The 14327-nt window shown below is 66.8% G+C and carries 12 protein-coding genes and 1 pseudogene; 9 read left to right on the top strand and 4 right to left on the bottom strand.

Going from position 1 to position 14327, the window contains the following annotated elements:
* The first annotated feature begins 237 nt into the window (after positions 1-237).
* From ARC23_RS16810 to ARC23_RS16800, 3 genes are all read left to right on the top strand, one after another.
* A complete protein-coding gene (locus ARC23_RS16810) occupies positions 238-1101 on the top strand; it encodes a pirin family protein (protein ID WP_057498254.1) in 864 nt (287 codons plus the stop codon).
* 120 nt (positions 1102-1221) lie between these two features.
* Positions 1222-1941: an aquaporin Z gene (gene aqpZ / locus ARC23_RS16805; RefSeq protein ID WP_057498253.1), complete on the top strand. Its 720-nt coding sequence runs from the start codon at positions 1222-1224 to the stop codon at positions 1939-1941.
* 198 nt (positions 1942-2139) lie between these two features.
* Positions 2140-2598, top strand: coding sequence for a hypothetical protein (locus ARC23_RS16800; protein ID WP_057498252.1), 459 nt, complete (start codon positions 2140-2142; stop codon positions 2596-2598).
* A gap of 128 nt (positions 2599-2726) precedes the next feature.
* On the opposite strand, the gene ARC23_RS16795 is transcribed toward ARC23_RS16800, so the two are convergent.
* Positions 2727-3578: a pirin family protein gene (locus ARC23_RS16795; RefSeq protein ID WP_057498251.1), complete on the bottom strand. Its 852-nt coding sequence runs from the start codon at positions 3576-3578 to the stop codon at positions 2727-2729.
* Between the two features lie 215 nt (positions 3579-3793).
* Here ARC23_RS16795 and ARC23_RS16790 point away from each other — a divergent pair, with 215 nt between their 5' ends.
* Together ARC23_RS16790 and ARC23_RS16785 are read left to right on the top strand one after the other, a co-directional pair.
* Positions 3794-5875 carry a carbon starvation CstA family protein gene (locus ARC23_RS16790; protein WP_057498250.1) on the top strand — a complete coding sequence of 694 codons (2082 nt, stop codon included), beginning with the start codon at positions 3794-3796 and terminating at the stop codon, positions 5873-5875.
* Positions 5875-6099 carry a YbdD/YjiX family protein gene (locus ARC23_RS16785; protein WP_057498249.1) on the top strand — a complete coding sequence of 75 codons (225 nt, stop codon included), beginning with the start codon at positions 5875-5877 and terminating at the stop codon, positions 6097-6099. Before ARC23_RS16790 ends, ARC23_RS16785 begins: the two co-directional genes overlap by 1 nt.
* A 214-nt stretch (positions 6100-6313) precedes the next feature.
* Here the strand turns inward: ARC23_RS16785 and ARC23_RS16780 are convergent, their stop codons facing one another.
* Entirely contained in the window at positions 6314-7564 is a 1251-nt protein-coding gene (locus ARC23_RS16780) for a DUF819 family protein (RefSeq protein ID WP_057498248.1), read from the bottom strand.
* Between the two features lie 126 nt (positions 7565-7690).
* On the opposite strand from ARC23_RS16780, the pseudogene ARC23_RS21355 reads away from it, so the two are divergent.
* Positions 7691-7783 (top strand): annotated as a pseudogene (locus tag ARC23_RS21355) (VOC family protein); the annotation flags it as partial.
* A gap of 71 nt (positions 7784-7854) precedes the next feature.
* On the opposite strand, the gene ARC23_RS16775 reads toward ARC23_RS21355, so the two are convergent.
* Complete coding sequence (locus tag ARC23_RS16775; RefSeq protein WP_057498247.1) at positions 7855-9141, bottom strand: sensor histidine kinase; 1287 nt, start codon at positions 9139-9141, stop codon at positions 7855-7857.
* Positions 9128-9841, bottom strand: coding sequence for a response regulator transcription factor (locus tag ARC23_RS16770; protein WP_057498246.1), 714 nt, complete (start codon positions 9839-9841; stop codon positions 9128-9130). The genes ARC23_RS16775 and ARC23_RS16770 overlap by 14 nt, the downstream gene beginning before the upstream one ends.
* Before the next feature lie 131 nt (positions 9842-9972).
* On the opposite strand from ARC23_RS16770, the gene ARC23_RS16765 reads away from it, so the two are divergent.
* The 3 genes from ARC23_RS16765 (at position 9973) to ARC23_RS16755 (ending at position 14186) form a co-directional block, all read left to right on the top strand.
* The gene (locus tag ARC23_RS16765; RefSeq protein WP_057498245.1) at positions 9973-11676 is read left to right on the top strand and encodes an ArnT family glycosyltransferase; all 1704 of its coding nucleotides are present in this window, start codon (positions 9973-9975) and stop codon (positions 11674-11676) included.
* A gap of 111 nt (positions 11677-11787) precedes the next feature.
* Complete coding sequence (locus ARC23_RS16760; RefSeq protein ID WP_057498244.1) at positions 11788-12540, top strand: phosphatase PAP2 family protein; 753 nt, start codon at positions 11788-11790, stop codon at positions 12538-12540.
* Positions 12537-14186: a phosphoethanolamine transferase gene (locus ARC23_RS16755; protein WP_057498243.1), complete on the top strand. Its 1650-nt coding sequence runs from the start codon at positions 12537-12539 to the stop codon at positions 14184-14186. Before ARC23_RS16760 ends, ARC23_RS16755 begins: the two co-directional genes overlap by 4 nt.
* Positions 14187-14327: the final 141 nt, after the last annotated feature.

Below are 14327 nucleotides of genomic sequence, written 5' to 3'. Positions count from 1 at the left end.
GTGAGCCGCATGGATGCGGCGATCGAGCTTACATGGACGTACTTGCAGCGTCCCCTGCGCCACCCACCCGCCCGGCCAAGCGCGGTTTCTGCTTTTGCTTCTGCCTTCAGCGACCAAGCAACCAGCCACGAGGGGCTGCGCCGTTGGCTGGAACACCCTGTTACCCATACGGGGCATGTCCCCGTCACAGCTGCATGCGATGCTGGCCGCCTGATCCCTGCCAGCGAGAACGCCCGCATGACCACCATCATCGCCCCGCGCGTGCACGACATCGGCGGCCTGGAAGTCCGTCGCGCCGTCCCCACCCTGCAGGCGCGCAGCATCGGCTCGTTCGTGTTCGTCGACCAGATGGGCCCGGCACTGTTGCACCCGGGCACCGCCATCGACGTGCGCCCGCATCCGCATATCGGCCTGGCCACCGTCACCTACCTGTGGTCGGGCGCCATCGGCCACCGCGACACGCTCGGCTCGGACCAGGTCATCCGCCCCGGTGACGTCAACTGGATGACCGCCGGCCGTGGCATCGCTCATTCCGAGCGGACGCCCCAACCGGACCGTGACCATGACAATCCGATCCACGGCATGCAGACCTGGGTCGCGCTGCCGAAGTCGCACGAGGAAATCGAACCGGCGTTCTACCACCACGCCGCCGCCACCCTGCCCGAGCAGCGCCGCAACGGGGCCTGGCTACGGGTGATCGCCGGCCGTGCCTACGGCGAGGAATCGCCGGTGAAAGTGTTCGCCGACACCCTCAACGTCGCGATCGATCTCGACCCGGATGCGGAGATCGACATCGACAACGGCCACCGTGAGCGCGCCCTTTACATCCTCGAAGGCCAGGCGCAGCTGGATGGCGTGGATGTCCCCGCACAGCACCTGATCATTCCCGAGGCCGGCGCGGTAGGCCGCCTGCGCGCGAAGACGCCGGTGAAGGCAATGCTGTTCGGCGGCGAGCCGCTGGATGGCCCGCGCCACCTGTGGTGGAACTTCGTGTCCAGCTCGAAGGAGCGTATCGAGCAGGCCAAGCACGACTGGGAAGCCGGCCGTTTCGGCACCATTCCGGGCGACGACAAGGAGTTCATTCCGCTGCCGCAGTACTGAACATCGCGTGTTGCACACATCTGAAGGTGTATCCCTGCACCCGGCGTTGACGCTACAGTCACCCGCTGATCACCGAAATGTGACATAAATCACACTTTCACCGTCAAGGGAGTGCAACACATGAGCATGGGTAAACGCTTGTCCGCCGAGTTCCTCGGCACGTTCTGGCTGGTTCTGGGTGGCTGTGGCAGCGCGGTGCTGGCCGCCAAGTTCGGCGGTGACAGCAATCCACTGGGTATTGGTTTTCTCGGCGTGGCGCTGGCCTTCGGCCTGACCGTGGTCACCGGCGCCTATGCGTTTGGCCACATCTCCGGCGCCCACTTCAACCCGGCGGTCAGCGTCGGCCTCTGGGCCGGTGGCCGCTTCCCGACCAGGGACCTGGTGCCGTACATCATTGCCCAGGTCGCCGGTGGCCTGCTGGCCGGCTTCATCCTGCTGCAGATCGCGTCCGGGGCCAGTGGTTTCGCCATCGATGGCAGCCAGGCCGGTGCGTTCGCCAGCAACGGTTATGGCGCCCTGTCGCCCGGTGGCTACAGCGTGGCGGCGGCCTTCCTGTGCGAAGTGGTGCTGACCGCGGTATTCCTGATCGTGATCATGGGCGCCACCCACGGCAAGGCACCGGCCGGCTTCGCACCGCTGGCCATCGGCCTGTCGCTGACCCTGATCCACCTGATCAGCATTCCGGTGACCAACACCTCGGTGAACCCGGCCCGCTCCACCGCCGTGGCCTTCTTCGCCGGCAGCGGCGCGGTCAGCCAGTTGTGGTTGTTCTGGGTCGCCCCGCTGCTGGGCGGTGCGATCGGCGGCCTCATCTACAAGTGGATCGGCAGCGACCGCTGACCTGGAACCGGACCATTGCGGCCGACCCTCGGCCGCAATGGTTACGTCTGTAACCGCGAATTGTGCGATCGCTCACGTTCCGTTAAGGTTGAGTTGATCGCCCGTGCACATGCCGGGCGGGGCGGCATCCGGGGATGGGATGCCATGGCCGCCGGTCACAGGCGGCCGAGCCAACCTACTCGTCACCTTGGGGGATGCATGAAGTTCGTGCCTGTCGTGTTGTCGAGCCTGCTGTTCGTTGCGGCCCAGGCCGCCGCCCAGGCGCCCACCGAATGCCCTTCGCTGCCGGCCAGCAGCGGCCTGCAATGGCAGCAGCAGGCGCAGGCCGATTTTCTGGTCTGCCGCGCCGCCACCGCAGAGGGCCGAGAAGTGCTGAGCCTGATGCTCAGCGCACGTGACCCGGCCATTCCACTGAACCGTTCGCTGCGCCAGGAAAAAGGCAGTTTCGGCGGTGAATCGCTGTACTGGTACCAGCCCGATCTGGGCGGCCAGCAGCCGCCTGGCTACGCCGAGCGCCGCATCAGCGTGGTCAAGCTCGACAAAGGGCGTTACGCGCAGATTTCGCTGTATCCGGACAGCGCGCAGGAACTGGGCTCGCTGCAACAGCTGGCGCAGGGCATGAGCCTGACCCCGTCTGCCGTAGCCGCCGGGCGCTGAAGGTGGCGGGGATGACTGCCTGGCAGCATCCCCGCAATGCGAGCCGATCCGACGGTAGTGTCGGCCGCTGGCCGGCACCCCGATCCGCCTGCTTGCGAGGCAGTTGCCGGCCAGCGGCCGGCACTACCTCAGAACCTGCCTTCCTGGAAATCGACGAAGGCCTGCATCAGTTCCTGCCGCGTGTTCATCACGAACGGACCGTGCCGCATCACCGGTTCGCGCAGCGGCCGGCCCGCCACCAGGATCAGGCGCGCGCCTTCATTGCCGGCCGAGACATGCAGCTGTTCGCCACCGCCCAGCACCGCCAGTTCCTGGCGTGCCACGTCGCGTGCAGCGTCCTGCTCACCCACCGTCAGCGCCCCTTCGAATACATAGGCGAAGGCGTTGTGGCCTTCCGGCAGCGTGTAGGTCCAGGCCCGGTCGGGCGCCAACGTAATGTCGAGGTAGAGCGGCTCGGTAGCCGGCTGCACGATCGGGCCGCGGGTGCCGTCGACCGTCCCGGCGATCACCTTCACTTCCACGCCGGCTGCCGGCTGCACCACGGGAATGCGCTCAGGCGCGAACTCCTGGTACTTCGGCTCGGTCATCTTCTCCTTCGCCGGCAGATTCACCCACAGCTGGAAACCGCGCATCTGCCCGCTTTCCTGCTCGGGCATCTCCGAATGCACCAGGCCCCGGCCGGCAGTCATCCACTGCACGCTGCCCGGGGTCAGCAGGCCTTCGTTGCCATGGTTGTCACGATGCCGCATGCGCCCGTCGAGCATGTAGGTGACGGTCTCAAAACCGCGGTGCGGATGCTCCGGGAAACCGGCGATGTAGTCCTCGGCGCGGTCGGTGCCGAATTCGTCGAGCAGCAGGAACGGATCCAGGTCGGGCAGCGTCGGGCCGCCGATGACACGGGTCAGGCGCACGCCGGCACCGTCGGAGGTGGGCATGCCACGGATGGTGCGCAGCACGCGCGCCGGTTCGGGAAGGCTCATGGCGACTCCTGTTGGATGGATGCCAATGAAGATGGACGCCACACGGCCACACGCCAATGGGCGGCGCCGCAACCGATTGTTCCATCCCTGATGTTCGCTGCACGTCAGCACAACAAACGTACGACCAAAGTACTACCGCCGATTCGTCCTGTGCCAATTGACCCTGTCGAGGGCACGCGGGACTCTTTGACTGTCTTTCCGGGAGAGAGCACCTCATGAAAGGGTTTTCCAAAATCGGCTGGGCGGTCCTCGCCCTGCTCGGCGCCTTCTGTCTGGGCACCGTGGCCCTGCGCCGCGGCGAACACATCAATGCGCTGTGGATCGTCGTCGCCGCAGTGTCGCTGTACCTGGTGGCCTACCGCTTCTACAGCCTGTTCATCGCCAACAAGGTGATGCAGCTCGATCCGACCCGGGCCACCCCGGCGGTGATCAACAACGATGGCCTGGACTACGTGCCCACCAACAAGCACGTGCTGTTCGGCCACCACTTCGCCGCCATCGCCGGCGCGGGCCCGCTGGTCGGCCCGGTCCTGGCCGCGCAGATGGGCTACCTGCCTGGACTGCTGTGGCTGGTGGTGGGCGTGGTGCTGGCCGGTGCGGTGCAGGACTTCATGGTGCTGTTCCTGTCCAGCCGCCGCAACGGCCGTTCGCTGGGTGACCTGGTCCGCGAGGAAATGGGCCAGGTACCCGGCACCATCGCCCTGTTCGGTGCGTTCCTGATCATGATCATCATCCTGGCGGTGCTGGCGATGGTGGTGGTCAAGGCGCTGGCCGAAAGCCCGTGGGGCATGTTCACGGTGATCGCGACGATGCCCATCGCCATCCTGATGGGCGTGTACATGCGTTACATCCGCCCCGGCAGGATCGGCGAGATCTCGGTGGTCGGCCTGATCCTGCTGCTGGCCGCGATCTGGTACGGCGGCAAGGTGGCCGCCGACCCGGTGTGGGGCCCTGCATTCACCTTCACCGGCACCCAGATCACCTGGATGCTGATCGGCTACGGCTTTGTCGCCTCGGTGCTGCCGGTGTGGCTGCTGCTGGCACCGCGTGACTACCTGTCGACCTTCCTCAAGATCGGCACCATCATCGCCCTGGCCATCGGCATCCTGGTGGTGATGCCGGAACTGAAGATGCCGGCGCTGACCCAGTTCGCCGCCAGCGGTGACGGCCCGGTGTGGAAGGGCGGCATGTTCCCGTTCCTGTTCATCACCATTGCCTGCGGTGCGGTGTCCGGTTTCCACGCGCTGATTTCCTCGGGCACCACGCCCAAGCTGCTGGCCAATGAAGCGCACATGCGCTACATCGGCTACGGCGGCATGCTGATGGAATCGTTCGTGGCGGTGATGGCGCTGGTGGCGGCCTCGATCATCGATCCGGGCATCTACTTCGCCATGAACAGCCCGGCCGCGGTGATCGGTGCCGACGCCGCATCGGCCGCGCACTACATCACCAACACCTGGGGCTTCACCATCACCCCCGAGCAGCTGACTGCAACGGCGGCAGCGATTGGTGAGCCGACCATCCTGCATCGTGCCGGTGGCGCGCCCACGCTGGCGGTCGGCATCGCGCAGATCCTGCATGAAGCGATTCCCAGTGGCAGCGACGCGATGATGGCGTTCTGGTACCACTTCGCGATCCTGTTCGAGGCCTTGTTCATCCTCACCGCAGTGGACGCGGGTACCCGCGCAGGCCGCTTCATGCTGCAGGACCTGCTGGGCAACTTCGTGCCGGCCCTGAAGAAGACCGAATCGTGGACCGCCAACATCATCGGCACGGCCGGCTGCGTGGCCTTGTGGGGCTACCTGCTGTACACCGGCGTGGTTGACCCGTTCGGCGGCATCCAGACGCTGTGGCCGCTGTTTGGCATCTCCAACCAGATGCTGGCCGGCATCGCGTTGATGCTGGGTACCGTGGTGCTGTTCAAGATGAAGCGTGACCGCTACGCGTGGGTGACGGCCGTTCCGGCCATCTGGCTGCTGATCTGCACCACCTACGCCGGCTTCATCAAGATCTTCGACAGCAACCCGGCGCAGGGCTTCCTGGCACAGGCGCACAAGTTCCAGGCCGCCATCGCCAGCGACACCATCACCGCGCCGGCCAAGTCGGTGGCGCAGATGCAGCAGATCGTGGTCAACGCCTACGTCAATACCGGCCTGACCGCGCTGTTCCTGCTGGTGGTCGCCTCGGTGCTGGTGTATGCGATCAAGACCATCCTGGCGGCACGCCGCAACCCGCAGCGCAGCGACCGCGAGACCCCGTACGTGGCGCTGAAGCCGCATGAAATGGTGGATCTGTGATGAGCACGCAACTGGTTCCCGTGGGGCAGTACCAGGCGCACCGACGCCTCTGGCGACGCCTGGTGCAGACCGCACGGCTGTGCTGTGGCATTCCTGATTACGACAACTATGTCCGGCACATGCTGGAAAAGCACCCGGACCAGGAGCCGATGGACTACAAGACGTTCTTCCGCGAGCGCCAGGAAGCGCGCTACGGCGGACGCAACGGTGGTCGCTGCTGTTGAGGGTTGGGCGTGGGTGCCGGGCTTGCCGCCCGGCACCCACACCTTCGACAGATCTCCGGTGAAGGCGAGGAGCATCAGGGGCCCGATCCGTTTCCTCCGGGAAACGGATCGGGCCCCTTCCAGGTTGTAGCAGGCAAAAGAAAGCCGAGCGCGGGCTCGGCTCTACACGGGCAAAGCGGGTTCGCGGCGCACGCCGCGAACCCGCAACATGAACTCAGGCGCCGGCCATCCACTTCAGGATCAAGCCGGTGACATAGGCCAACCCGGTGCCGGTGGCATAACCCACCGTACCCAGCAGCACCCCCACCGGCGCCAGCGTCGGGTGGAACGCCGCGGCCACCACCGGTGCCGAAGCAGCCGCACCGATGTTGCCCTGCGAACCGATCGCGAAGAAGAACAACGGCGCGCGCAGCAGCTTGGCGACGATCCACAGCACCAGTACGTGGGTGGCCATCCAGATCGCACCGAGCAGGAACAGCCACGGCCGATCCAGCAGCGACAGAAGATTCATCTGCATGCCGATGCAGGCGATCAGGAAGTACAGGAACACCGTGCCCAGCCGCGAGGCGCCGGCCGCTTCCAGCTGCCGCGCACGGGTGAAACTCAGGCCCAGGCCCATTGCGGTGGACAGCAGGATCACCCACACGAACGGGCTGTCCAGGCTGAACTGGCTGGCCCAGCTGACATTGGCCTTGAACCAGCCCGACAGCGGTGCGGCGATGGCGTGGGCCAGGCCGACGCCGCCCAGTGCCACGCCGACGATCACCATCAGGTCGGTCATGCTGGGAATGCGCGCGTTCTGAGCCTCGTAGGCGCTGATGCGCGCCTTCATCTCATCGATGGCGCGGGTATCGGCACCGTTGCGGGTATCGATCTGCTGCGCGCGGTTGGCCAGGAACAGCAGGATCGCCATCCACAGGCTGGCACAGGCCACGTCGACCACGGCGAACTGGCCGAAGGTGGTGGCGTCGGTGCCGAACACTTCACGCATGGCGACCATGTTGGCGCCGCCACCGATCCAGCTGCCGGCCAGCGCGGCCATGCCGGCCCAGGTGTCACCGGCCACGGTTTCCGGGTGGATCAGCGTCATCAGCTGGAAGGAGACAATGGCGCCGAGCATGATGCCGGCAGTACCGGCGCAGAACACGACCAGCAGTTTCGGGCCGAGCTTGGCAATGCCCTTCAGGTCGATCGACAGGGTCAGCAGGACCAGCGCGGCCGGCAGCAGCACATCGCGTGCGACCGGGTTGTACAGCGAAGTGTTGTGGCCATCGATGACACCGGCGGTGTTGTAGATGGCGGGGATGAAGTAGCACAGCAGCAGGGCCGGCACCCAGGCGAAGATCTTCTTCAGCAGTGGGGTCGGGCCACTGGCAGCCCAGAAGATCAGGGCCAGGGTGGCGGCAATCAGGCCCAGGCCAACGATGTCGTTGCTGATCAGGGCAGTAGCGGGTTCGGTCGGCATGGGATCCTCTGTCGATCGAAAGAGCGGGAAAAAAAAGCGCCGCATGCAGCGGCGCATCCCGAGATTAACATTGTCTTCACGCCGGGTCATGCTGCAGTGCCGGCTGCCCTTTCCGGAACTTCTCCCATGCAGCTCGGCGCCTTCTCCGTCAGCCTCTCGGTCAGGGACCTGGCGGCCTCCCGCAGCTTCTACGAAGCACTGGGCTTCTCGGTGACCGGTGCCTGGTAGGCGTCGACCCTGGTCGACGAACCGCATGCCAACCAAGGTTGGCATCTACCAGCACAACCGGATCAGGCCGGTCGCGCAGCGCTGAAGTCGAGGGTGGCGCGCGTGCCGCGCGGTTGGCAGGGCTGCAACTGCAGCGTCCAGCCGAGGTGTTCGCACAGCCGCGCGATCAGGTCCAGGCCGATGCCGCCACCGCGGTCGGCGCGCTCACCGCGGGCCATCCGCGCATGGATCGCGGCGATCTCTTCCGGGCTCATGCCATGCCCCGGGTCCTGCAGGGTCAGCACCGCCGACGCGCTCAGCCGCAGCTCGATGTGGCCACGCCCGCTGTTCTCGATCGCATTGCGCAGCAGGTTGCCGATGGCCGCCTGCACCACTGCCAGCGGCGCGACGATATCCACCGGCTCGGCGTGGATGCCGATGCTCAGGTCCTTGTCGCCGAGCAGGTGGCGATGGTCGTCGACGATCTCCGGCAGCAGCTGGTCCAGCGCGATGCGCTCGGCGCGCGCCGCCAGCCGCGCCGGATCACGTGCAAGGACCAGCAGCAGCTCGATCAGCTGCTCCACACTCTGCGCGGTACGCAGCACGCGCTGCACCTGCTGGCGCGCGCGCTCGGGCAGGCCCGGCTGTTCCAGCGCCAGCTCGGCCGCACCGGTCATCACTGCAATCGGCGTGCGCAGTTCGTGGCTGGCAGTGCTGATGAACACCCGCTCGCGCTCGACAAACTGCTCGTTGCGGTCCAGGTAGTCGTTCAGCGCATCGGCGATGGTATGCAGCTCGGAACTGCCACGCGGATCGACCTCGATACGCTGTCCCTGCACGCCCGGTCGCAGTGCACCAATGCGCTGTGCCAGCAGGCTCAGCGGGCGCACCATGCGCTCCATGCCGAACGACGCCATCAGCACGGTGACGAAAATCATGATCACCCCGGCCAGCATCACCCAGCGCGTGGCGAACTGCTCCAGGTCATGGAAGTCGGAGATGTCCAGCGCCAGTGCCACGCGGCCCATGGACCGGGTCTCGCGCACCATCACCGCCGTCTCCCGTCCCTTGATCATCACCCCGTCATGCAGCCCCGGATGCAGCGTACGCAGGCTGTCGGGCAGGTTGGCCGCATCGAAGCGGTACAGGCTGAGCGTGTCCGAATCCTGCCAGCGGTAGTGCGGCTCGTGCTCGACGTGCTCGACGATGCTGTCCAGCTCGGAATTGAGCAGCGCACGCCAGGCCGCATGTTCGGCGTGCTCGTGCACATAGTTGCCGACACTGAACACGGCCAGCGAAATCAGCGCCAGGTAACCCAGCAACCACCACACTACGCGCCGATACAGCGGCCCCGGCCTACGCGCCTTCATCATCGTCCTTGCCGGCAGCGCCAGGGGCGACCTCAGCCAGGCGATAGCCGACGCGCGGCAGGGTATGGATCAGCTTCTCGCCGAACGGACCATCGACACTGCGACGCAGCTCGTAGACATGCGAACGCAGCAGATCGCCGTCCGGCGGCTCGTCCCCCCACAGCGCGAACTCCAGCTGCTGGCGGGTGACCGCGCCGGGGCTGGCGCGCATCAGCACTTCCAGCAACTTGCGGCAGGCCGGGTACAGGTGCAGCACCTGGCCGCCACGCTGGGCTTCCAGGGTCGCCAGGTCCAGCACCAGATCGCCCACCTGCAGGCGCTTGCGCGGGTTGCGGCCCTGCGCGCGCAGCCGCAGCGCCTCCAGCCGCACTTCCAGTTCGGGCAGGGCGAAGGGCTTGGTCAGGTAGTCATCGGCGCCGGCGCGGAAACCCGCGATCTTGTCCGGCAGTTCGTCGCGCGCGGTGAGCATGATCACCGGCACCTCCGAGGCATGCTCGGCGCGCAGGCGGCGCAGCACTTCGGGGCCCTCCATGCGCGGCAGCATCCAGTCCAGGATCACCGCATCGTAGGGGTGGCTGCCGGCCAGGTGCAGGCCGGTGATGCCATCCGGGGCCACGTCCAGCACGTGCCCGCGCGACTCGAAGTAGTCGAACAGGTTGGCCACCAGCTGGCGGTTGTCCTCGATCACCAACAGACGCATGCACGAAACATCCACGGAAGTTCGTACCATGGTAGCGCCGACCATGTCGGAATGCGGTCGCCCTGCGCCGGTTCCGACGCCTTTCCTACCCCTGCCACCCCAGAGTGGCCGTTTTGCTCCCGGAGCCTGCCGTGCCCGTAGCCCTGCCCCACCGCTGGCGCCTGCCCCTGTTGTGGCTGCTGATCATCGCTGCGCTGGCAGCGGGTATCGGCCTGCGCCAGCCGCAGCCGCCGGACGAGCCGCGCTTCGTGCTGGCCGCCCGCGCCATGGTGGAAAGTGGCCAGTGGTTGCTGCCGCACCGGGGCATCGAGCTGTATGCGGAAAAGCCGCCGGTGTTCATGTGGCTGCAGGCGGCCGCGTACGAAATTGTCGGCAGCTGGCAATGGTCGTTCCTGCTGCCCTCGCTGCTGGGTGCCCTGCTCAGCCTGTGGCTGGTGTCGGATCTGGCACGCCGACTGTGGTCGCCACGACACGCGCTGTATGCCGTGGCCGCGCTGTTCTGCACCCTGCAGTTCGGGCTGATGGCCAAGCGTGCGCAGATCGACATGGTGCTGGTGGGCATGACCACCGTGGCCCTGTGGGGCCTGCTGCGGCACCTGTGCGAGCGTCGCAACCTGCCGGCCCTGTGGCTGGCCGGATTCGCCGCCGGCCTCGGCACGGTCACCAAGGGCGTGGGCTTCCTGCCGTTGCTGATGGTGGTGCCGTGGTTCGGCTGGTGGCTGTACCAGCGCCGCCGGGGATTCACCGTGGACGGCCCGCACCCGGCCACCCTGCTGTGGCTGATCCCGGCCTTCCTTCTGGGCGTAGGTGTATGGCTGGCGCCGCTGGGCTGGGCGCTGCTGCACTCGCCCAGCGCCGAACTGCAGGCCTACGCCCACGAACTGCTGTTCAAGCAGACCGGCACCCGCTATGCCAACGCCTGGCACCACCGGCAACCGGCCTGGTACTACCTGCAGGTGATCCTCACTCTGTGGCTGCCGGGCAGCCTGTTGCTGCCGCTGCTGTTCAAGCCGTGGTGGCGCCGCCTGCGCCGTGGCGACCGCCGGCAGTGGCTGTTGCTGGGCTGGGCGCTGCTGGTGCTGGTGTTCTTCAGTGCCAGCCCGGGCAAGCGCGAGGTGTACCTGCTGCCGATGCTGCCGGCCATGGCGCTGGCCGTGGCCCCGCTGCTGCCGGGCCTGCTGCGCCGGGGCTGCGTACGCCGTTACCTGTTCGGCTACAGCGCGATGCTGATGCTGGCCACCGGTACGCTGGGCGTGATGCTGCTCACCGAACACCCGTGGGCGCTGGCGCAGCTGGAGCGCCGGGCCATGCCTGACACCCTGCTGCCGGTGCTGGGCGACGGGCTGCTGACGTTCGCCATCGCCCTGGCCACCCTGATCGTCTGGCTGCGGGTGCGCCGTGCAGCGACGCTGGTGCTGCTGACCCACGGCCTGCTGTGGATGCTCTACGGCCTGGTGCTGATCCCGGCGCTGGACCCCTATGCCTCGGCTTCGGCGTTGATGCGCCGGGTCGGTGCGCGGATCGGCCCGGACGCCGAGCTGGCGCTGGTGGCCTGGCGTGAGCAGAACCTGCTGCAGGCCGACCGACCGGCACGCGAGTTCGGCTTCAAGCGGCCCTGGGCCGAGCAATGGCACGACGCGGGCCCGTGGCTGGCCGAGGCGCCTGCCAAGCGCTGGCTGCTGGTGCTGGACGATGCGATGAGCCCCTGCGTGGATCCGGCCAGGGTGATCGATATCGGTGTGGCCAACAGGAATCGTTGGCAACTGCTTCCCGGTACGGCCTGGGACCCGAAGTGCCACGCCGAACGAGCCGGTGCGAACGCCGAAGAAGACTGAACGTTGACACGTGCCGGGGAATCCTTAACCCGGCACGAACGAGCGTCCGACCCTTCTCCGACATCAAGGTGACGAGCATGACCGCGGATTCCCGAACCGCCCTTGCCCAGCATGCCCGTCCGTCCCATTGATTCGGTAGCGCCGCTTGCGACATCGCCACTGGCGTCAAGATTTTCCGTAACTCACCTCTGGCTGCCTGTCGCAATCGGTCTGCCCCTGTTTGCGCTGCTGATGGGTTTCGGCGGCGATCAATGGGTGGCCGATCATCTGTTCCGCCTCGAAGGGGGCCGCTGGGCGCTGCAGGATGCCTGGATCACCCGCACGGTGGTGCACAAGGCCGGCAAATGGCTCAGCACCGCCGCCGCGCTGGTGGCGATCCTGCTGTGCTTCCATCACTGGCGGAAGGGTCGCGATCGCACCCTGCGCTGGGCGCTGCTTTATGTCGTGATTGCCATGGCCCTGGGTACCGGGGTGATTTCCCTGCTGAAGTCGCTGGTGCCGATGGAATGCCCCTGGGACCTGCTGCGCTACGGCGGCCATCAGCCCTTCATCGGTCTGTTCACTGTACGCCCTGCCGGCATGGCACCACAGGCCTGCTTCCCGGCCGGCCACGCCAGCGCCGGTTACGCCTGGCTCTGCCTGTACTTCTTCGCGCTGCTGTGGCGGCCGTCCTGGCGCTGGGCCGGGCTGTGGATCGGCCTGGGTGCCGGCCTGGTGTTCGGCATCAGCCAGCAGCTGCGGGGCGCCCATTTCCTTTCGCATGACGTGGCCACCGTATTGATATGTTGGCTGCTTTCGCTTGGCCTGTATGCCCTGATCCGCCGTCAGCTGGACCGTTCCAACCGCCAGGAGGCAAACGCATGAGTGCATCGGTCCAACGCCCCGCCTGGCTCCCCGCCCTTGCGGCTCTTCGCCACTGGCGTCCGCAGCTGTCCACCGAAGCATTGATCGCGCTGACCAGCCTGTTCTTCGCGGTGGCCGGCAACAGCCTGTTCTGGCACAGCGCGATGGCCAGCCATCCGGGCAGCCTGCGCTACGCGCTTTCACTGCTGCTGTTGCTGTTGGGCGCGCACGGCGTGCTGCTCGGCCTCCTGGTCTGGCGCTGGAATGCCAAGGTGGTGATCAGCCTGTTGCTGCTGGTGACTGCGTTCGCCGCGCACTACATGGGCCGCTACCACATCTACCTGGATGCGGACATGCTGCGCAACGTGCTGGCGACCGACCCCAAGGAAAGCCGCGAGCTGATGACCGTGTCGCTGATATGGCCGGTACTGCTGCTGGCGGTGCTGCCGATGGTGGCGTTGTGGCGCGTGCAGCTGCGTCGCCGCAGCTGGGGCCGCAGCCTGCTGTGGCGGCTGGGCTTCCTGGCAGTGGCTGCGGTGACCGCCGTCGGCGGCGCGTTGATCTCGTTCCAGGACGTCTCGGCGCTGATGCGCAACCAGCGCGAAGTGCGTTACCTGGCCACCCCGGCCAACGTGCTGCTGGGCATGCCGCGGGCACTGCGTGGCGACAATCCGGTGCAGCGCGCGCCGAAGCTGCCCATCGGCACCGATGCCAAGGCCACGCCGCGCGCACCGGCCAGCAAGCCGCGCCTGCTGGTGATCGTCATGGGCGAGACCGTGCGTGCGCAGAACTGGGGCCTCAATGGCGGCCGCAACACCACGCCGGAACTGGCACAGGCCAGCGTGATCAATTTCCCGGACATGCACTCATGCGGCACCAGCACCGAGGTCTCGCTGCCGTGCCTGTTCTCACCGTGGGGCCGCCACGACTACGACGAGAAGAAGATTCGTGCACACCAGTCGCTGCTGCACGTACTGAACCGCGCCGGCATCGCGCCGCTGTGGCGTGACAACCAGTCCGGCTGCAAGGGCGTGTGCGAGAACCTGGATTTCCAGTCACTGTCCGACGCGACCACGCCGGGCCTGTGCGCGGATGGTCGTTGCATGGACGAGATCCTGCTGCAGGATCTGGCCGCCCAGGTGCGTGCCCGGCCCGGCGACCGCGTGGTGGTGCTGCACCAGCTGGGCAACCACGGCCCGGCGTATTTCGAGCGCTATCCCGCCGCGTTCCGCCGCTTCACCCCGACCTGCGACACCCGTGACATCGGCCGCTGCTCGCGCGAAGAGATCACCAACAGCTACGACAATGCCGTGCTGTACACCGATCACTTCCTGAGCAAGACCATCGGCACGCTGCAGGGCATGCAGGACTACGACACCGCGATGATCTACCTGTCCGACCACGGCGAGTCGCTGGGCGAGAAGGGCCTGTACCTGCACGGCGTGCCCTATGCCATCGCCCCGGCCGAACAGACCCGGGTGCCGATGACGATGTGGTTTTCGCCGGGCTTCGCCAGCAGCCGCGGGCTGGATCTGCAGTGCGTGCGCAAGCGCTCGGCGGCCTATACCGACCACGACAACCTGTTCCCGTCGGTGCTGGGCCTGATGCAGGTGAAGACGGCGCTGTACGAGCGCGACCGCGACGTATTTGCCAACTGCGAAGGTTGAGGGTTGTTCGGCAGGGCTTGCAGCCCTGCACCTGCAGAGGCAACGGCCGAAGCAACAGCAACGGCGTACATTCCGTGGGATGGCGGGGTGGGTCCGGTGGTGGGAGACGCCGTAAACCCATCCTTGGGGGCTTGGCCGCGG

Source organism: Stenotrophomonas beteli, assembly GCF_001431665.1.
In the GTDB taxonomy this organism is placed as follows: domain Bacteria; phylum Pseudomonadota; class Gammaproteobacteria; order Xanthomonadales; family Xanthomonadaceae; genus Stenotrophomonas; species Stenotrophomonas beteli.
The sequence above is the reverse complement of the archived record's forward strand: the minus strand, read 5'-3'. Positions and strand labels throughout refer to the sequence as shown.